This window comes from Thermoplasma sp., from assembly GCF_023256435.1.
Classification (GTDB): domain Archaea; phylum Thermoplasmatota; class Thermoplasmata; order Thermoplasmatales; family Thermoplasmataceae; genus Thermoplasma.
Map to the genome: position 1 here is coordinate 1 of NZ_JAGDXM010000009.1, position 17,591 is coordinate 17,591.

General features: G+C 43.5%; 23 protein-coding genes and 1 tRNA gene. 20 read left to right on the forward strand and 4 right to left on the reverse strand.

Annotated features, from left to right (window positions below):
• Together Q0C15_RS00900 and Q0C15_RS00905 are read left to right on the forward strand one after the other, a co-directional pair.
• On the forward strand, nt 1–599 hold a 599-nt coding region (locus Q0C15_RS00900), incomplete at its 5' end, for a transposase (protein ID WP_297215046.1).
• Between the two features lie 128 nt (nt 600–727).
• Nucleotides 728–1,855, forward strand: a complete 1,128-nt coding sequence (locus Q0C15_RS00905; protein ID WP_297215048.1) for an MFS transporter — start codon at nt 728–730, stop codon at nt 1,853–1,855.
• 1,128 nt (nt 1,856–2,983) lie between these two features.
• Here Q0C15_RS00905 and Q0C15_RS00910 read toward each other — a convergent pair.
• A complete protein-coding gene (locus tag Q0C15_RS00910; protein WP_297215050.1) occupies nt 2,984–4,351 on the reverse strand; it encodes an MFS transporter in 1,368 nt (455 codons plus the stop codon).
• Nucleotides 4,352–4,486: 135 nt separating this feature from the next.
• On the opposite strand from Q0C15_RS00910, the gene psmA reads away from it, so the two are divergent.
• From psmA to Q0C15_RS00970, 12 genes are read left to right on the forward strand one after another with little or no spacing between them, the layout of a single operon-like run.
• Nucleotides 4,487–5,188 carry an archaeal proteasome endopeptidase complex subunit alpha gene (psmA, locus tag Q0C15_RS00915; RefSeq protein ID WP_110642525.1) on the forward strand — a complete coding sequence of 234 codons (702 nt, stop codon included), beginning with the start codon at nt 4,487–4,489 and terminating at the stop codon, nt 5,186–5,188.
• A 37-nt stretch (nt 5,189–5,225) separates the two neighbouring features.
• Nucleotides 5,226–5,921: a ribosome assembly factor SBDS gene (locus Q0C15_RS00920; RefSeq protein WP_110642419.1), complete on the forward strand. Its 696-nt coding sequence runs from the start codon at nt 5,226–5,228 to the stop codon at nt 5,919–5,921.
• A gap of 59 nt (nt 5,922–5,980) precedes the next feature.
• Nucleotides 5,981–6,682 (forward strand): exosome complex RNA-binding protein Rrp4, encoded by a 702-nt coding sequence (gene rrp4 / locus Q0C15_RS00925; RefSeq protein WP_110642417.1) that lies wholly within the window; start codon nt 5,981–5,983, stop codon nt 6,680–6,682.
• Complete coding sequence (gene rrp41, locus Q0C15_RS00930; protein WP_367181929.1) at nt 6,651–7,388, forward strand: exosome complex exonuclease Rrp41; 738 nt, start codon at nt 6,651–6,653, stop codon at nt 7,386–7,388. The genes rrp4 and rrp41 overlap by 32 nt, the downstream gene beginning before the upstream one ends.
• A 2-nt stretch (nt 7,389–7,390) precedes the next feature.
• Entirely contained in the window at nt 7,391–8,173 is a 783-nt protein-coding gene (gene rrp42, locus Q0C15_RS00935) for an exosome complex protein Rrp42 (protein ID WP_297215057.1), read from the forward strand.
• Nucleotides 8,174–8,178: 5 nt separating this feature from the next.
• Entirely contained in the window at nt 8,179–8,421 is a 243-nt protein-coding gene (locus tag Q0C15_RS00940; RefSeq protein WP_110642523.1) for a 50S ribosomal protein L37ae, read from the forward strand.
• Nucleotides 8,418–8,555 (forward strand): DNA-directed RNA polymerase subunit P, encoded by a 138-nt coding sequence (locus Q0C15_RS00945; RefSeq protein WP_010901701.1) that lies wholly within the window; start codon nt 8,418–8,420, stop codon nt 8,553–8,555. The genes Q0C15_RS00940 and Q0C15_RS00945 overlap by 4 nt, the downstream gene beginning before the upstream one ends.
• A 3-nt stretch (nt 8,556–8,558) precedes the next feature.
• Nucleotides 8,559–9,728: a tRNA pseudouridine(54/55) synthase Pus10 gene (locus tag Q0C15_RS00950; protein ID WP_297215060.1), complete on the forward strand. Its 1,170-nt coding sequence runs from the start codon at nt 8,559–8,561 to the stop codon at nt 9,726–9,728.
• The gene (locus Q0C15_RS00955) at nt 9,728–10,024 is read left to right on the forward strand and encodes a 50S ribosomal protein L21e (protein WP_297215062.1); all 297 of its coding nucleotides are present in this window, start codon (nt 9,728–9,730) and stop codon (nt 10,022–10,024) included. The genes Q0C15_RS00950 and Q0C15_RS00955 overlap by 1 nt, the downstream gene beginning before the upstream one ends.
• Nucleotides 10,025–10,026: 2 nt before the next feature.
• Entirely contained in the window at nt 10,027–10,338 is a 312-nt protein-coding gene (locus tag Q0C15_RS00960; protein WP_297215064.1) for a hypothetical protein, read from the forward strand.
• Between the two features lie 13 nt (nt 10,339–10,351).
• Nucleotides 10,352–10,900, forward strand: a complete 549-nt coding sequence (locus Q0C15_RS00965) for a DUF655 domain-containing protein (protein ID WP_110642405.1) — start codon at nt 10,352–10,354, stop codon at nt 10,898–10,900.
• Nucleotides 10,897–11,616, forward strand: a complete 720-nt coding sequence (locus tag Q0C15_RS00970; RefSeq protein WP_297215067.1) for an rRNA adenine dimethyltransferase family protein — start codon at nt 10,897–10,899, stop codon at nt 11,614–11,616. Before Q0C15_RS00965 ends, Q0C15_RS00970 begins: the two co-directional genes overlap by 4 nt.
• Here the strand turns inward: Q0C15_RS00970 and Q0C15_RS00975 are convergent.
• On the reverse strand, nt 11,549–12,373 hold the full coding sequence (locus Q0C15_RS00975) for an SPFH domain-containing protein (RefSeq protein WP_297215069.1): 825 nt from the start codon (nt 12,371–12,373) through the stop codon (nt 11,549–11,551). The genes Q0C15_RS00970 and Q0C15_RS00975 overlap by 68 nt on opposite strands.
• 114 nt (nt 12,374–12,487) lie before the next feature.
• Between Q0C15_RS00975 and Q0C15_RS00980 the strand changes: the two genes are divergently transcribed.
• The 4 genes from Q0C15_RS00980 (at nt 12,488) to Q0C15_RS00995 (ending at nt 13,992) form a co-directional block, all read left to right on the forward strand.
• Nucleotides 12,488–12,560, forward strand: a tRNA-Pro gene (locus Q0C15_RS00980).
• Nucleotides 12,561–12,595: 35 nt separating this feature from the next.
• The gene (locus tag Q0C15_RS00985) at nt 12,596–13,228 is read left to right on the forward strand and encodes a hypothetical protein (protein ID WP_297215071.1); all 633 of its coding nucleotides are present in this window, start codon (nt 12,596–12,598) and stop codon (nt 13,226–13,228) included.
• 156 nt (nt 13,229–13,384) lie between these two features.
• Nucleotides 13,385–13,768: a hypothetical protein gene (locus tag Q0C15_RS00990; RefSeq protein WP_110642397.1), complete on the forward strand. Its 384-nt coding sequence runs from the start codon at nt 13,385–13,387 to the stop codon at nt 13,766–13,768.
• A gap of 56 nt (nt 13,769–13,824) precedes the next feature.
• Complete coding sequence (locus Q0C15_RS00995) at nt 13,825–13,992, forward strand: preprotein translocase subunit Sec61beta (protein WP_110642395.1); 168 nt, start codon at nt 13,825–13,827, stop codon at nt 13,990–13,992.
• A gap of 149 nt (nt 13,993–14,141) precedes the next feature.
• Here the strand turns inward: Q0C15_RS00995 and Q0C15_RS01000 are convergent, their stop codons facing one another.
• Nucleotides 14,142–15,407, reverse strand: a complete 1,266-nt coding sequence (locus Q0C15_RS01000) for a replication factor C large subunit (protein ID WP_297215073.1) — start codon at nt 15,405–15,407, stop codon at nt 14,142–14,144.
• Nucleotides 15,407–15,730: a methionine--tRNA ligase subunit beta gene (gene metG / locus Q0C15_RS01005; RefSeq protein WP_110642391.1), complete on the reverse strand. Its 324-nt coding sequence runs from the start codon at nt 15,728–15,730 to the stop codon at nt 15,407–15,409. Before metG ends, Q0C15_RS01000 begins: the two co-directional genes overlap by 1 nt.
• A gap of 194 nt (nt 15,731–15,924) precedes the next feature.
• Here metG and Q0C15_RS01010 point away from each other — a divergent pair, with 194 nt between their 5' ends.
• Both Q0C15_RS01010 and thiD read left to right on the forward strand, forming a co-directional pair.
• The gene (locus Q0C15_RS01010; protein ID WP_297215076.1) at nt 15,925–16,605 is read left to right on the forward strand and encodes a helix-turn-helix domain-containing protein; all 681 of its coding nucleotides are present in this window, start codon (nt 15,925–15,927) and stop codon (nt 16,603–16,605) included.
• A gap of 69 nt (nt 16,606–16,674) precedes the next feature.
• Entirely contained in the window at nt 16,675–17,466 is a 792-nt protein-coding gene (gene thiD, locus Q0C15_RS01015) for a bifunctional hydroxymethylpyrimidine kinase/phosphomethylpyrimidine kinase (RefSeq protein WP_297215078.1), read from the forward strand.
• Nucleotides 17,467–17,591 lie beyond the last annotated feature (125 nt).

Below are 17,591 nucleotides of genomic sequence, written 5' to 3' on the forward strand. Positions count from 1 at the left end.
CAAGAAAGCAAAAGGGATCAAATAATAGGAAGAAGCAGGTATTGAAATTGCAGAGAAAATACAGGAAGCTAAAAAACATGAGGGAAGACTTCCTTGATAAGGTATCGACTGCGATAGCCAAGCAATACGATACCATCATCATGGAAGACCTGAATGTTCAGGGGATGATGCAGAATCATCATATAGCGAAGAGTATAGGTGATGTATCCTTCTATGTTTTCAAGCAAAAATTGAAATGGAAGGCTATAAAATATGGTAAGAGCATCATTGAAATAGGCAGGTTCGAACCATCATCTAAGATATGTTCTAAATGCGGTAACATAAAAAATGATCTCAAACTGTCCGATAGGATATACCACTGCAATATCTGTGGATTGATAATGGATAGGGATCTCAATGCATCAAAAAACATAAAGAAAATAGGATTGATAAAAGTAGGGCTGGTGCAGTCCGAATCTACGCCTGTGGAGATCGCTACATCGGGCTTGTATGGGATATATCCGTACAGGCAGAGGTCCTTTCGATTAAATGAAGATCCAAAGCTTCAGCGAAAGAGTAGTTCACCGATCTTCTGGTGTGCAATGGCACTATATCGTTAATGCACGGTAAATTATTAAGGCATTTGCAGGTTATTAAGAAAATTAGGATAGAACAATTCTTATTTTGCCAAGTGCTTCTCTAGTATATGCTTTATAAAAATACCACAATTTCAATAATTTCACGTGCAATGGTCAGTTTCAGCTACGGCTATCTTATTGTCATACTGCCGCTTTACCTGCTTTATGTACTCCATTATCCGCTGATCATCGTCGGATCCGTACTGTTTGCAGCTATGCTTCTTAATTCTGTAATGACCTTCATTCTGGGGATGGCTGCAGACCATTACGGCAGAAAGTATGTGCTCATGATCCTGTACCTCGTATTTGCCGTCGTATCTCTCCTGTTCCTGTATACAAGGAACGTGTATCTGATAACCTTATTTGCCGGCATAGGAAGCTTCACGGCAGGATCGACGGGAGGACCGATAGGTTCCGGCGGGCCATTCGGAGCAGTACAGAATGCGGTGATAGCTGAGGAAATAGAAAAGAAAAAGCTGCCAAAAATACTTGGATACGCGGCCATAATAGAAATGATGGCTGCAATGGCAGGATCCTTTATCATTCCGCTCGTATCTTCATTCCACTTCTATATTTACGATCTATTCTATGTATCGGCCGCATTCGGATTTGCATCATTTTTCACGTCTTTTTTCATGAAGGATTTTGGAGTGAGAAGCAAAAAATTCCTTCCAAGCATCTCTTACAGAAATATTGCCAACCTGAGCATCCCCACGATACCATGCGGGCTGGGATCTGGAATGATTCTTCCGGTTCTGGCAGTCTGGCTGGAATTTCGCTATCATTCATCGGCATCAACCGTAGGCACTCTTTTCGGTATCATAGATATTGCCGTTGTTCTTTCCCTTCTGCTTATGCCAAGGGTGGCAAAATATGTGGGAAGGCTGAAAATTATAGTGATATCAAGGGTGTTTGCATCCCTCTCCCTCATAGCCGTAGCCTTCTCACCAATATTTCTCGTTGCCGCGGGACTGCTTGTCCTAAGGGGCGCCTTCGCCATGGGCGCAGTTCCGGTAAGGCAGTCATTCGTGATGACAAATGTCCACGAAACGGAGAGGGCATCGACCAACGGTGCAACATCACTCAACAGAAACAGCGCATCAGCATTTGGGCCGCTTATATCTGGTTTCATGCTATCGGATCTTTATGCCTACATACCTCTTGTTGGAGGCATAATAACGATGGCTGATCCTATCCTTTACTTTGTAATGTTCAAGGATCAGTGGAATGAAAAATAAAGTTATTCACCGCCTTTTAATATGTTATATTCGAATTTTTATCATCGTCTACACTGAAAAATAAATACGTGAAATGGTCCGCTGATCATAGATTTAGCGGTTGTAATAATGATATTCGTGCATCCCCTCGTGTTCCGTTCCGTGATGCATTTCATGAGTTGGCTCCAGTGTTTCCCTGATTTCTCCATTCAGGACCTTTCTAACGGCCTCATAAGCCTTTATGCCTCCTGCAAGGTATACCTTTGCCTTTCCTTTTGCGTAATTTGTCGCGGACCTTTCAATTTCCGATAGTATTACGGCATTTATCCTCTTTCGATGGCATTTCTGAGCATGACAACGCCAGGAGCTGCAATGGCCTTCTTGCCTGGATTTTCAAATTTTTCAACCATCTTTATACCATTTCTATCAGCCTCATAGATGTATACCTGATCACATTCTCCGGGTTATCTACGTATGCGTCTGTAACTGCAACCGCAATCTTCATACTCGAAATATCGATATCTGGCATATAAGTCTAATTCTGGATTTAAAAGTCAAATAAATTTATAGAAACCCGTCACGTAGAACATAAATCAAGAATATTTTTTATAGCCACGAGCATTCCAAGTCCTCTACATACAACAACTTAGAATAATATGTTAGCAGTCATGGCTATTCCGACTATAGCTTCTTCTTATACCCGCTTTTCAACATAAACCGTGTCTTCTGAAAGAGCTGTTTCTAGCTGTTCGGACCTCTGAAATTAAATCTCTTTCGTAGCACTTTATTCAATAGTGCGTTAAAATTTAGATGATTTTATATCGTAGCTGAACTCTTGCATCAAATCATCATATAAAGATCATGTAAAGTGCAAAATCTATCAAAATATCTCAGTTCGTCATAACATTTGAAAATATTAGAAAGTATGATCGTTAAGGAATACGATTATATTCAAAAATAATAATCAGGTTCCTCCGGGTCTTACAAATATATGAACAGAAAAGTTCAGAACATTAGCGAAGAGATTATGCCATCTCAAGGGTTATTTTTATGGAAAAAATGAAAGAATTTATGGAAATTTTTCAGCTTCTGATCTCGTGGGATTGCCAATATCTCTGGGTTCTGATGCTGATTTCGAAATACAGAGGATCACGCATCAAGATCCCTTGATACGTCCTCAAGGCTTCTTCCGGCAGCTTCAGGTATCATGAATATCATGATTATAGAGAGTATGGCGATCATGGCATACGCCAGAACCATGGCAGAGAGTCCGAATTTTGTCAGAAGTATTGGAAAGGCGGTCAAGCCAATCGCGTCTGCCGTTCTATCGAGGCCAACGGTCATACCCTGAGATGTTGTTCTAACCTTTGTTGGTGTTATCTCAGGAGTCACCATAGCACCGCCTATTATGGATGCCGGACCGGTGGCTGAAAACAGATAGTTCATTATGTAGAAGGTGAAGCCGAGAATGGCAGCCTTTCCTATGAGGCCCGTTGTTGTGACGTCCGATGCCAGAGCCGAAAATATGAACGACTTCGAGAGCAGGAGCGAATACATGAGAAGCCAGAAGAACACGCCCGCATAACCGACTACGATAAGTTTTCTCCTTCCGACGCGGTCTATGAGCAGTGCAGATATTATTGCACCAGGTATACCTGCGAATATCTCAGCATAGTATGTGAAGGTTATTGGTGTAAGGCCTAGATTGTACGCAATAGTTATCGGTCCATATATGGCGAAGGTCGTAGAATACATGTCGTAGAGTATCCAGAGAACAGCGGAAACTATTATAAGCATTATTGATGCGCGGAGCCTGGCCATAAAAGGCTTCCTGTCTATATCAACCTTTATTGAAGATCCTGTTTCAGCTTCTATTCTCGCGATCTCTTCACCATTTCCTCTGACTCTGGCTTCAAATCTTGGCGTTTCTGGGATCCTTCTTCTCAGATAAATGACGAGAAGTGCCGGAACTCCGCCGAAGGCGAGGACGAAGTGCCAGACCATATCAGGTGGCATGTACATTAGCGAGATCTGATCAACAAAAGCCACCAGCATGGCTCCGAAAGCTGCCATTATGGGGAAAGTCATTATCATGAGCTTGCCGCGATCCCTTGTATCAGCGTTTTCAGCCATTATCACAGGAGAAAGCACATAGTCACCGCCTATGCCAAAACCCAGTATTGATCGAAATATGACAAGTTCATAGAAGTTGGTGGTGAAAAACTGCAGAAAGGAACCAGCGACTATGAATGCAAGATCAATGCCGTACATGGGCTTCCTGCCGATCCTGTCCGCAATATATCCAAAAAGGAAGGCACCGAATGCAGCACCGATGAACGATGCAGAGGTCATCAAGGAGGCCTGAATGGGGCTGAGCCTTAACGATGCTGACACAAGATAGTATATAAGCGATATGGCATAGAGATTGTATGAATCAGAAAATATGCCTATCCCGCTAACTATGACGCTTTTTATCTGGAACAGCGTGATTCTACGAGAGTCGAGTTCGTCAAACATCAACATGTGATTTCCGATAGATATAAAAATATTTGAGTAATTACTCATAACTTAGTAGCATATTTCAATTATTCGAATTTCATGATAAAAGAAATCTTTATTATTCGTCTGATTATAGTGGCTGGAGGAGATAATATGCAACAGGGCCAAATGGCTTACGATAGAGCAATTACGGTATTTTCACCTGATGGCAGACTGTTTCAAGTTGAGTATGCAAGGGAGGCTGTTAAGAAAGGTTCCACTGCACTTGGTATGAAATTCGCTAACGGCGTGATACTGATATCAGACAAGAAGATAAGAAGCAGACTTATAGAGCAGAATTCCCTGGAGAAGATACAGCTTATAGATGATTATGTTGCCGCAGTGACTTCAGGGCTTGTGGCCGATGCCAGAGTATTGGTTGATTTTGCGAGGATCAGCGCCCAGCAGGAGAAGGTCACATACGGATCCCTCGTGAATATAGAGAACCTGGTGAAGAGGGTGGCAGATCAGATGCAGCAATATACCCAGTATGGCGGCGTGAGACCATACGGCGTATCACTGATATTTGCCGGCATAGATCAGATAGGCCCAAGGCTTTTCGACTGCGATCCTGCTGGCACCATCAACGAATACAAGGCAACCGCAATCGGTGCAGGAAAGGATGCGGTAGTAAGCTATCTGGAGAGGGAATACAAGGAAAACCTCAGTGAAAAGGAAGCTGTAACGCTGGGAATAAAGGCTCTGAAATCATCCCTGGAAGAGGGAGAGGAGCTGAAGGCGCCGGAAATAGCATCCATAACGGTCGGTTCAAAATACAGAATATACGATCAGGAGGAGGTTAAAAAATTCCTCTGATGTGATATATTTTTATTTTTAAAGGAATTCACCAAGCATGGTTAAGGTTGAAGACGCCATCGTAGCCCGTCTTGAGTCGCATGGGTACCATTTTGAGATTCTTGTCGATCCAGATGCGATAGAACGTATCAGAAAGGGCAATATTGACATAGAGAACGATCTTGCGTTCCCTGAAGTATACAAGGATGTCAGAAAAGGTGAAAAGGCAAGCGAAGAATCCCTTAAAGAGGCGTTCAAGACCACTGATATAGCGCAGGTGGCTATTGAAATAGTCAAGAAGGGACAGATACAGCTGACCACCGAGCAGAGGAGAGAAATGTACGATGAGCGTCGGAAACAGATCGTTAACCTGATAGCGCGTGAAGGCATAAATCCACAGACCAATACACCACATACACCGTACAGAATATCACAGGCGATGGATGAAGCAAAGGTGAAGATAGATCCATTCAAACCCGCTGAGGAACAGGTTCAGGGTGTTTTGAAAGCCATAATGCCCATCATCCCGATCAGGCTCGAAAAGGCAAAGATAGCTGTCAGGCTTATAGGCGATGCCTACGGCAAACTGTATGGAGAACTTGCAAAATCCGGCTACATAGTCAAGGAGGAATGGGGCAAGGACGGTTCATGGATGGGCGTACTTGAGGTCCCGGCTGGAATACAGGGTGACATAATAGAGAATCTATCCCGGAGAGGGGGAGACAAGGTACAGATAAAGATCATAAAACAGTAAACGAAAGTATATTATGAAAATTACAATAGAGTTCTAAAACTAAAGAGAAGGTGTATTAATTGGGAGACGTTAAAAAAATAGTGCTGCCCGGAGATCCGATCGATGTACAGGGAAAGATGAGAAACGGAGTATACAGGGGGCAGGACAACAGGTATTATTCCGAGTATTTCGGAACACTTCAGGTCAATGAACAGTTTGTGGACGTCGTGCCGTTCTCGGGGCAGTATATCCCCAGGAAGGGCGATAAGGTAATAGGCAAGGTTATAGAGGTTGGCCCATCCACATGGACCGTAGACATAAATTCGCCCTACTTTGCCATGCTTCACATGAACGACACGCCATGGCGTATGTCCTCAGGGGATCTCAAGAGATATCTGAACTCGGGCGATTACATCTATGCCAAGATAATGAGCGTTAACGAGATAAAGGAGAGCTGGCTTACCCTCAAGGAGCCTGGTCTGAAGAAACTTGAAGGTGGGCACATGGTTCTCATACATGCCTCACGCGTGCCTAGAGTCATAGGAAAAGGTGGCGGCATGGTGAACATGGTAAAGGAGCTCACAGCCACGCGAATAATAATCGGACAGAATGGACTCATATGGATCGACGGTCCCATAGAGGGCGTGACGATGGCCATAGCCGCAATAGAAATGATAGAAAGAGAGGCCCACACTGAGGGTCTCACTGCACGTGTGGAGAGTTTTTTGAAGGAACTGAAAGGTGAAAAGAATGGAAGCCAACAAGATAAAGCTGATCAATGAAGATAACCTGAGATTGGACGGCAGATCCTTTAACGAGCTGCGTCCCATAAAGATACAGGCTGGAGTCCTCAACAGGGCAGATGGATCTGCTTACATAGAGTGGGGAGGAAATAAGATAATGGTTGGTGTATACGGGCCAAAGGAGGCTTATCCGAAGCACTCGCAGGATATAGACCATGCCATAGTCAAGGCGAGGTATAACATGGCGGCTTTTTCCGTGGACGAGAGGAAGAGGCCAGGCCCAGATAGGAGAACTATGGAAATATCGAAGGTGATCTCAGAGGCGCTCAGCTCTGCAATAATGATCGAACAGTTTCCAAGAGCCGAGATAGACGTATACATCGAGGTGCTCCAGGCAGATGCCGGTACAAGGATAGCAGGCCTCACAGCTGCAACGGTGGCTCTTGCCGATGCCGGAGTACCAATGCGGGATATGGTTGTTGGCTGCACAGCCGGAAAGGTTGACGGTCACATGGTTCTGGATCTTTCAAAGGAAGAAGATAACTTTGGAGAGGCTGATATACCCATAGCCATAATGCCGAAGACAGGGGAGATCGTTCTTATGCAGATGGATGGGGATGTCACAGAGGAAGAACTGTACCAGGCTATGGACATGATATTCGAGGCAACCAAGAGAATATCGCAGCTTCAGAGGGAGGCACTGCTCAACAAGTATAAGATACAGGATATTGGAGAAGGTGAGTGATTATGGTTAAGGAATCAGCTGAAATCCTGTCGGAGATAAGAAAGAACTACATACTCAGTACCATGAAGGGTGGCAAGAGGATCGACGGAAGGTTGCCGGATGAGTTCAGAGAACTGACGATCATAGAGAATTATATACCAAGAGCCAATGGATCTGCATATGTGGCACTGGGAAATACACGCGTTGTAGCTGGAGTAAAGATAGAGTCAGGAGAACCATTCCCCGATACACCGGATCAGGGCGTTCTCACCACGAACGTTGAGCTTCTGCCAATAGCCTTCCCAAGCTTTGAAGCCGGACCGCCAAATGATCTGGCCATAGAAGTATCAAGGGTCGTCGACAGGGGAATAAGGGAAAGCAAGATGATAAGCCCGGACAAGTTGGTGATAGAGGAGGGCAAGAAGGTATGGATAGTCTTTCTGGACATAAATGTCTTGGACTATGATGGGAATCTTATAGACGCGAGCACGATCGCAGCGGTGGCAGCTCTTCGCAATGCAGTGGTTCCAGCATCTAAGGAGGGTGGTGAGGACTTTAAGCTGCCTGTCTCGAATACCCCCATATCAGTCACGATGGTCAAGATAGGTGACACGCTTGTTTGCGATCCAAGCCTGGAAGAGGACCAGATATGCGGTGGCAGGATAACTGTTACCACGACTGAGGATAACCATATAAGGGCTATGCAAAAAGGTGAAATAGGAGCTTTCACTGTCGAAGATGTTAAAAAAGCTGTCAAGATGTCCCTCGAAGTTGGTAAAAAATTGAGGGAGAAATATTTCAGGTGATGATCATGTCAAAGAGAACGGTCAAGGTAGGCGTCGCAGGAAGATTCGGGCCAAGATACGGTGTGACGATTAGAAAGGAATGGAGCGAGATATACAAACAGAAGATTGCAGTTTACACCTGCCCTTCCTGCAAGAAGAAGAGGGTCAAACGCGTTGCCTCTGGTATATGGCAGTGCAGGCACTGCGGTTACAAGTTTGCTGGCGGATCCTATACACCGGCTTATGAGATAAAAGTGGTAGAGGGATGACCGAGTATAAATGTGTCAGATGCGGCAGGCCTCTGGAGAAAACCATGGGATCGGCTGAGATCGAATGTGAATGCGGATCCAGGGTTTTCGTAAAGGAGAGGCCCAGCATCGAAAAGACGATAAAAGCAAGATAGACCATGTTCCATCTTGCGGAACTGGCCAGCTATAACATCTGCAGCAGATGTGCTGGTAGGATTTTCGCCTACCACGGGCATGGCCTGACAAACGTGGAAAGAGGTCGCTATCTGCAGTTTGCGATTGGCTGTGAACTTGGAAATCCTGATTTTTCCTTCCGTGACGAGGATCAATGTACATTATGCCATGGTATTTTTAAAAAATTTGACGATATTTACAGTCTTGTGATGAAAAAGGTGGGTGATGCACAGTTCAACACCTTTCTCGTAGGATCGGTATTCCCTGAAGATACTATAATGATGGAAGAGGAAATGCAGAAGAAATTCGGATCGTCTGGCGAAAGCATAAAGAAGGAATTCAACAGGGAGTTCGGGAAGTTTTTCTCGATGAAGACAGGCAGGGAATACAGGCAGGACGATCCTGATCTCTCTATCCTTGTCAATGCAGAGTATCTGTTTGCGGAGATAAAGCTGAGAAGCATTTACGTATATGGAAAATACAGGAAGTTCAGGAGGGATATGCCACAGACAAGATGGATACACAGACCAGACGGCGATACTGTAGAGAGCATAATAGGTTCCGTCATGATCAGTCATTCTGGAGGCACAAATTATTATCTCCACGGATCTGGAAGGGAGGATGTAGATGTCAGGATGCTTGGAAACGGGAGAGAATTTGTGCTTGAACTGGAGAATCCAGTGCGAAGGGAATTTGATCTGGATCAGGTAGCCAGAGAAGTGAACGAGTCCCACAGAGGGGTTGAAATATTTGATCTTTCATTCTCAGACAGGGATACAGTTTCAAGAATAAAACTTGAAAAACACAGAAAGGTGTATGATGCGCTTATCGTTTCTGACAGTCCCATCGATGAAGACAGGATCAGGAAGGCATGCGCCGAACTCAACGGAAAAAATATTTATCAGAGAACACCATTAAGAGTTGCCCAGCGCAGATCTGATCTGATAAGGACAAGACGCATAGATCGCATAGATCTCGTTGGAGTATCTGGAAACGAAGCGGAGATAGTCATTTCGGCTGATGCCGGAACGTATATCAAGGAGCTCGTAAGCGGGGACGATGGGCGAACAAGACCGTCTTTGAGCGAGATATACGGTGAGCCGCTGAATGTCAAGGAGTTGGATGTCATAAAGATCTGCAGAGGTGAATATTAATGGTTAAGATGTCGCATGGTCCGAGATCCGGATCACGAAGGAAGCTGACAAAATCGGCAGAAGAAAGGAAAAGATCACTGATCGGTAGGTTCATGCAGGAATTTGAACCAGGTGATCGCGTAGCAATAGATATAGAGCCATCCGTTCATTCTGGTATGCCATACCACAGGTTTCAAGGATACACTGGTATTGTTGAGGGAGAACAGGGTGATTGCTACAAGGTTGCGGTGAAGGTAGACAGCCTTACAAAATATGTGATTGCTTCGCCAGTTCACCTCAAAAAGATTAAAGGATGATCATGGAGAAGAGATACATTAGCATACCTGAGGTAATAGACCTTTTATCGAACAGGGAAGAACTTACGGATCTCGAAAAAGAAAATTTAAGCTATGCGGAAAAATTTGCCAGAATAGATCCGAAGGAGGTCAAGAAGGTCAAAGATGATATTTTATCTATAGTGGATATACCTGAGAAGGCTTTGGTGAAGATTCTTGATCTGAAGCCGGAAACTCCCGGTGAACTTACCGCCATTCTGTCGACCTATGGTGTGATGATAACCGACGAAAATTTAAATGCCCTTACCGACTACCTTAAGAAGCTAAGGTTCTGAAGGGAGTGATCTTTTGGAAGAGTATGCATATGTTTTGGATTATTTACCTCAGGGTAGACCTGATGACAGGTCATACAGATCCAGCCCCGTTGTTCTCGCCATAGGTGAGACGGAATTCAAACTTCTGGAGCTGATCCCAAAACCAAATGAGATCATAACGGTGGGCGAGAAGGTTTACATCGGCAAGAATCCTGAGATGAGGAAAAAGATACTCTCCGTCAGAAGGCGCATAATGTATAAGGACCTCACGAGCGCAGCGCAAAGCGAACTGCCTTATGTACTTGAAGATATTGTCTCAAAGCAGGAAGGCAGGTTCATAGAGTTTTTCAACAAGGCGGAGCCTATCAATGCGAGGCTTCACAGTCTTGAGCTTTTACCTGGTTTGGGTAATAAGACGATGTGGGCAATACTCGAAGAAAGAAAAAAGAAACCTTTTACTTCATTTGCCGATCTCACAGAAAGGGTGAAGAGCATCCACAATCCACAGAAGATGATCGTGAACAGGATCATCGATGAGCTGAAGGATAGATTCGAAAAATACAAGCTCTTTGTTGCAAAATGAGGTACAGCAAAAGGATGGGGCAGGTCTTCCTGCAGAGCAGGCGTATCGCCAGCTATGAGGTTGATCTGCTTGGAGAACCCGGAACGGTTCTTGAGATAGGTCCAGGTCATGGCGTACTGACCAAGATTCTGGTTGAACGCGGATTCAACGTCACGGCCGTGGAGAAGGATCGTTATATATACGGCGAGCTGCAGGCTCTGAAGGCAAACAATCTGAATCTGATAAACATGGATTTTCTTGATATGGCCCCTGGATCCTACGACTACATAATCGGCAACATCCCATACAGCATATCTTCACCGATAATATTCAAGCTCTATGAATTCAACTTTAGAAGATCAGTGATAATGGTTCAGAAGGAATTCGCTGAAAAGATAGCATTACCGGACGACATGTCAAGGCTCTATGTCAACGCTTACGTTAGATACCGGATTGAACTGAAGAGATACGTAAGCAAGAGAAATTTCAATCCGCAGCCGGAAGTGGATTCTGCCATACTTGTACTGGAAAAGAAAAAATACGAAGAGCCATATCCAATGGACTTTCTGGACGGTGTTCTTATAGAGATGTTCTCAAAGAAGAGGAAAAAATTATCGAACATTTTTGATGTTTATCCACCTGGAATGGGAGATAAGAGACCATCAAACCTTACTGTTTCTGAGATTCTTGATCTTGTCCGGCTGTTATATGAGTCCGGCTTTTCAGCACATCGTTGATGCCGAACATCGAGAATGTGGAACCCGCAACCGGAACCTCCGAAGGCACCATGATCATGGATGATTTACCCTCGAGGCCAACCTCGTATATGATCTGCATCCACCTCAACTGAAGCCCTATAGGATTTTCCACATACTGGCGAGAAGCCTCAACCATCTTCTGCGCTGCTTCAACCTCAGCCTGAGCAAGCGTAACTCTTGATCTGCGTTCCCTCTCGGCAGAAGCCTGTCTGGACATTGCCTCCTGAAGCTGCGATGGGACAAGTACGTCCCTGATCTCAACAGATGCGACCTTGACTCCCCAGGCCTCCGTCTTCTGATCTATGATCTCTCTGGCCGTTTCCCCTATCTTTTCCCTCTCAGACAGAAGTTCATCGAACATGGACTTTCCTATGACTTCCCTTAGAGTGGTCTGCGCAGCGTAATTTGTACCAACTGAATAGTTCTCTATGTTCAGCACAGCCTTCTGTGGGTCGACAACCTGATAGTACATTATTGCATCCACATTTACTGGCACATTATCCCTTGTGAAGGTTGCCTCCGTCTTAAACTGAACAGGCTGAATACGAGTAGAAACATACATTCCTTTGCTGACTATAGGTGTTATGAATATTATCCCTGGGCCCCTGATACCTGTATATCTGCCCAGGGTCAAAACTATGGCTCTTTCCCACTCCTTGAGGACATGAATTCCGGAAAGGAGTATTATTAGCGCTATTAGAATTATTATGATCAGTAATATGTCTAATCCGGTCATGTGTTAGTATATTAAATGTAATATATAGACTTTCGTAATTTTTCAGTGATAATAAGATGCTTCATTATCTGTCCAGGCTCAAATTTATTAATACATTTATCATTCAGACGTTGGGGGGCCGTGGGGTAGCTTGGTATCCTACGGGCTTTGGGAGCCTGAGACTCCGGTTCAAATCCGGACGGCCCCATAAATAATTCGTTGAGAGGAGAAAGCAGTAAAGTAATGAAACCAAGAAGGAGATATAATAATATTATGTCATCACGAAAATTGAACGGTATTAAGATCGAATTCACATATCATAGATATGCTGGGTGTTTAAGAGTTATGATTAAGAAGAATCATGGCGTCCTCTCTTCAGGATTCTCTGCAATAGATAAGAGATTTACCGATGATATGGTCAAGGGATTTCCAGTAATACATTCAGATATTGTATTTGAAGGCCCTGGCTATGAGGCCATGTTTGGATGGTTCCAAGTAATATCGCACGATGTGGGCGGTGGTGAGACCGATTTTTCAGTTGACATTGCAAAACAATTCCAGGAATTCTCAAATCCATTCTGTTATTATGGATATAAACCAGAATTTTATGATGCACCTAGCATGAATGATCCACATATCATAAGATGGAACGCATATACCTTTCTTTGTCCTCTGGCACTATCAAACACTGAAGAATATAGGATGATCATACCATTAGCAGGCTTCAAATGGGGATACGCAATGTCAAGAGGAAGACCCTCCAGCATTATGAATCCAATGCCTGCCAGCAGAGACGATTGGAATTTAGTTCGAATGAAAGTCTATTCACAGTATCCGCAATGGCAATTTATGGATATGCCCAATATGAATCTTTGAAAATATAAAACGATGGATTAGATCGGATAAGAGTATTCATCATAGAAGAGGCTATAAGTCCTGTGTAATGATAATGTAAAAATTGAAAAAATAAGTTCGTGTCCGTGCCATTCTCGATCTGAAAATTCTTGTACAAGATCAGTATATCTTAGTCAGATGAAGACCTGGAGTGGGCATATAATCTTTGACGATAAATTCGAATGGAGCAAACTAGAAAAGGCTTTTCCCGATATTTATTCTATGGTTGTTGAAAATAAGAAAAACCCCGAAGATCAGCAGTTCGATCAGGTTATGCTTCAGTTGAATTTGGAGGAGATGCATAAGAACAAAAAGCCTCTGGGTTATATCAAGGACGATGCAAAGTATAAGCTGGTTTTTCCACTCGACAGGAAGGAAATGATACTTTATCGTGGTGTCGTGAGCGATGAAGTAAGGGAAAAAACAGAAGAAATAGAGAAAATATTGAAATCCAAAAAGATAAGATATACGGTGGATTACGACAAGATGATCCTGTATCAGATCAAGAAGGCTAAGAAATAAAGCCGTATAATTCGATAGAGTTAAATATTCATTTCTGATCTTGAGGAGGATCGCTGATGGCGTCAGATAGGAAAACTGAGGGTTTTCAGTCCGGTGCTGGACTTATTAGATACTTTGAGGAGGAAGAGATAAAGGGTCCTGCACTTGATCCGAAGCTGGTTGTGTATATGGGTATAGCCGTTGCGATCATAGTTGAACTGGCAAAAATATTCTGGCCACCATGATCATGTCTTTGTCCATAGTAACAATCAGTATACGTCTTTGAAAAATTTTCATCTTGGATTTTGAAAAGATATGGACGATCATTGTCATCCTTTCATATACGAAATTAATATTGGTCAATCAAAAATTTAGAATTTGTTCATATTTATTCTTACTTTGAAGTGGAAGAGAGATCTGAAAGAATGCTCTCCTCACCCTGGCTCAGATTCAGTTTGTCATTAATGAGATTTCTCAGCGTATCATTCTTCTGATAGATCAGGCTATAGAACCAGAGATAATCCATCGTTCTCTCTGCGCTCATGTGAACCAGAAGTCCAAGCTTAAGTGCGAGAGAAGTCATGTTATGCCTCTTTTCCTTTGTTCTCGACATCTGGCTGATGTAAGACGGGCTTTGATATTTGACGTATTCATGTCTCATGTTCTCTATGTAGTATGCCACCCCACCAGCTATTTCCATTGGAAATGCCATCAGCTCATAATGTCTCCTTCTTTCCATTGCCCACAATATGTGATCAGCATAAGATATCAGATCATAGGCAGATGCAAGATCGTTCATATCCGCGGTCTTCATCGGCAAATTTTCATCTATCCAGCTTACATAATATGAATCATCGATATCAGATCCATAGATCGATCTAAGTGTTTCATCGTAATTTCTCTTGAAGGCCTTATCTACCATGTAATAAACTATCTCAGGTACATCCCTCGCACTCTGATCACTTATGTTTGTACCGGACACAGCGGAAGCCTCGAGATCATTTATCATGCTACGTATGTCAGGCATGTTTCTATCTATTATTCTGTCAACAACCTGATCTGGAAGTGTATATCCCTCATTCTTCAGTATGAACAGCAATCTTGCCTTTATGTTTCTGCGGAATTCATTGTAATTCCTATCGAGTCTTCTGGCGTACTGTTTCATCTCTATCACAAGGGAATTCGATACAACATCAGACGCATAGTTCTTCTTTCTGAATTCAAAGATATCATTCATCGTTATTACGATCGGATTCGCTGAATTCTTTATTATTCTGGAAAGTTCGTATATGCCTCCGGTATCGCCGCCTCTCTCGAACATGTTGTCTGCTTCATCTATCAGAATCACCTTTGATGGCCTCTTATCTGAGTCCACGAAAAGATCGCCGTAGAGAGAGGCCATGAGTGCGGTACTCTTCATGCTGTCTCTGTTTCTCTGATCAGATGCGTTCATCTCCACCACGGGAACACCCAGTGTACCCGCTATGGCATAGGCTGTTGTTGTCTTGCCGGTACCCTGAGATCCATAGAGTATCAGCGATCTCTTCTTCGGTATGCCCTCTTTCCAGGACTCTATCCAGTCTATTATCTGCTTTCTTATTTCAGAATTAAGTATCAGATCATCTATATTCCTGGGTCTATATTTATCTGCCCACGACATCAGGATACCTTCGATCCGGGTTTTACCTCGCCATCAACTGTCAGCAGTTTCACTCCTTCTTCGTTATCCACTGCCAGAAGCATACCCTGACTTTCAAGGCCCATGAACTTTGCTGGTTTTAAATTGTTCAGTATTATTATCGTCTTACCAACAAGATCTGATGGATTGTAGTAATCTGCTATGCTGGATATTATCTGCTTTTGCTCTCCCCCAAGATCGACGATCAGCCGAAGCAGGCTTCTGGATTTTTCCACCTTTTCAGCAGAAACAACCTTAACGGCCCTTATATCGAGCTGTCTGAAATAATTGATATCTATTTCCATTGTGCCCCTAATTTATTATCAATCTTAATTTTTGCTATGGTATATATGAGGCATATAGCATCAAGACAAATATCATCTATCAGCATTATTTAGAATAATCATATTGATATTGTAATAATTGAACTGCCAGCCTATACGTTTCATGTCGAATCAACATTCGGCAATTCTATATACAACCTGATGTTAGCATGATCATGGATATTGAACTAAGAGAGAAGATAGCAGGAGAAATAACGCTTTCTGATTCTCCAGCTGAGACGATCAGGAAATGGCGGGAAGAGTTTAAGATATCCCAGCATGAGCTTTCCAATTTTCTTCACCAGTCTCCATCGGTCATAAGTGATTATGAAACCGGAAGAAGAAAGTTCCCGAGCATCGCCTCGGTGAGGAAGATAGTCGACGCCCTGATAACGATAGATGAGCGGAGAGGCGGCTACATCATAAAGAAATACAAGAGTGGGGTGCCTTCAGAGGCACTTATCGATATAAAGGATTATGATAGGGACGTTCCACTGGAGAAGGCGATAAGGGCCATAAATGGAACAAACGTATCGCATGTATCGATAGACCGGGATATACGTGGATATACGATAGTGGATGGCGTAAAGGCGATACTTGCTTTTTCCTATTATGAATACAGCAGACTATACGGTTGGTCATCGGAGCGAGCCATATTTTTCACGGACGTAAAATTCGGAAGGAGTCCAATGATAGCTATCCGAGTGCATCCACTGAAACCGGCAGCCGTAGTTTACATACAGCCAGATAACGTGGATGATCTTGCCATAAAACTTGCAGATATTGAAAATATTCCGCTATTGGTTACAAACATGAGCCCAGAGGCCGTCTCCCACGTCATGGGACAGCTCAGATAGGGCTTAGCCATTGCATAACCATGAACATGAAAAACATGCATTTTTAGGTTATGCTGTATTTAACTAAATATGATACTGCATGCACTCACCGTAGCTGGTTCAGACAGTGGTGGTGGCGCTGGGATTCAGGCGGATCTCAAAACCTTCAACTCGCTCTCCGTATTTGGAATGTCCGTTATCGTTGCGCTCACAGCACAGAACTCATATGAGGTTTCCGGAATAATGCCTGTACCGCCAGATTTTGTAAAGCTGCAGTTTGAGACCGTTGCCAAAGACATAAGGGTCGACGGTTCCAAAACAGGTATGCTCTTCTCATCTGAAATCATAGAGGTAGTGGCAAAGGAATTTTCTGAATTCAGCGTACCGATTATAGTCGTTGATCCTGTGATGGTTTCCAAGAGCAACGCCAGGCTCCTGAAAGAGGATGCGATAGAGACGCTCATGAAAAAGCTTCTGCCAATATCGACCATGGTCACACCAAACATACCAGAAGCTGAGATTCTTTCGGGTATTAACATAAAGGATTCAAACGATATGCGTTCTGCGGCAGAGAAGATCTACGAGGAAACAGGATCTCACGTCTTAGTTAAAGGAGGTCACCTCCAATCAGCACCTCTGGATGTGCTGTATGATGGAAGTTCTTTCCATGAATTCCCGGGTTCAAGGATTGAAACAAAGAACACCCATGGAACTGGAGACACTCTTTCTTCAGCCATAGTTTCATACATGATCAGGGGCCACGGTGAAATAGAGGCGGTTCGCATGGCAAAGGAATACGTGGAAGGGGCCATAAAAAATTCATTTGAAACAGGACGAGGATACGGTTCACTGTGTCACTGGTGGCAGTACGGACACAGATGAAACACCTTTCAATTAAGAAATCGGATATTTCTACCTAAGCGATATGAGCGAGGACTTATGCGAGAATTCAAGGTTGCGGTTTCTGTTAAACATGTTAACATCCACCTTTGGAAGTTATCATCTCT

Excerpts from the sequence above, each read along its gene's own strand:
- Q0C15_RS00905 (WP_297215048.1), top strand. The coding sequence starts at position 728 with ATGGTCAGTTTCAGCTACGGCTATCTTATTGTCATACTGCCGCTTTAC.
- Q0C15_RS00910 (WP_297215050.1), bottom strand. The coding sequence starts at position 4,351 with ATGTTTGACGAACTCGACTCTCGTAGAATCACGCTGTTCCAGATAAAA.
- psmA (WP_110642525.1), top strand. The coding sequence starts at position 4,487 with ATGCAACAGGGCCAAATGGCTTACGATAGAGCAATTACGGTATTTTCA.
- Q0C15_RS00920 (WP_110642419.1), top strand. The coding sequence starts at position 5,226 with ATGGTTAAGGTTGAAGACGCCATCGTAGCCCGTCTTGAGTCGCATGGG.
- rrp41 (WP_367181929.1), top strand. The coding sequence starts at position 6,651 with ATGGAAGCCAACAAGATAAAGCTGATCAATGAAGATAACCTGAGATTG.
- rrp42 (WP_297215057.1), top strand. The coding sequence starts at position 7,391 with ATGGTTAAGGAATCAGCTGAAATCCTGTCGGAGATAAGAAAGAACTAC.
- Q0C15_RS00940 (WP_110642523.1), top strand. The coding sequence starts at position 8,179 with ATGTCAAAGAGAACGGTCAAGGTAGGCGTCGCAGGAAGATTCGGGCCA.
- Q0C15_RS00945 (WP_010901701.1), top strand. The coding sequence starts at position 8,418 with ATGACCGAGTATAAATGTGTCAGATGCGGCAGGCCTCTGGAGAAAACC.
- Q0C15_RS00950 (WP_297215060.1), top strand. The coding sequence starts at position 8,559 with ATGTTCCATCTTGCGGAACTGGCCAGCTATAACATCTGCAGCAGATGT.
- Q0C15_RS00955 (WP_297215062.1), top strand. The coding sequence starts at position 9,728 with ATGGTTAAGATGTCGCATGGTCCGAGATCCGGATCACGAAGGAAGCTG.
- Q0C15_RS00960 (WP_297215064.1), top strand. The coding sequence starts at position 10,027 with ATGGAGAAGAGATACATTAGCATACCTGAGGTAATAGACCTTTTATCG.
- Q0C15_RS00970 (WP_297215067.1), top strand. The coding sequence starts at position 10,897 with ATGAGGTACAGCAAAAGGATGGGGCAGGTCTTCCTGCAGAGCAGGCGT.
- Q0C15_RS00975 (WP_297215069.1), bottom strand. The coding sequence starts at position 12,373 with ATGACCGGATTAGACATATTACTGATCATAATAATTCTAATAGCGCTA.
- Q0C15_RS00985 (WP_297215071.1), top strand. The coding sequence starts at position 12,596 with ATGAAACCAAGAAGGAGATATAATAATATTATGTCATCACGAAAATTG.
- Q0C15_RS00990 (WP_110642397.1), top strand. The coding sequence starts at position 13,385 with ATGAAGACCTGGAGTGGGCATATAATCTTTGACGATAAATTCGAATGG.
- Q0C15_RS00995 (WP_110642395.1), top strand. The coding sequence starts at position 13,825 with ATGGCGTCAGATAGGAAAACTGAGGGTTTTCAGTCCGGTGCTGGACTT.
- Q0C15_RS01000 (WP_297215073.1), bottom strand. The coding sequence starts at position 15,407 with ATGTCGTGGGCAGATAAATATAGACCCAGGAATATAGATGATCTGATA.
- metG (WP_110642391.1), bottom strand. The coding sequence starts at position 15,730 with ATGGAAATAGATATCAATTATTTCAGACAGCTCGATATAAGGGCCGTT.
- Q0C15_RS01010 (WP_297215076.1), top strand. The coding sequence starts at position 15,925 with ATGGATATTGAACTAAGAGAGAAGATAGCAGGAGAAATAACGCTTTCT.
- thiD (WP_297215078.1), top strand. The coding sequence starts at position 16,675 with ATGATACTGCATGCACTCACCGTAGCTGGTTCAGACAGTGGTGGTGGC.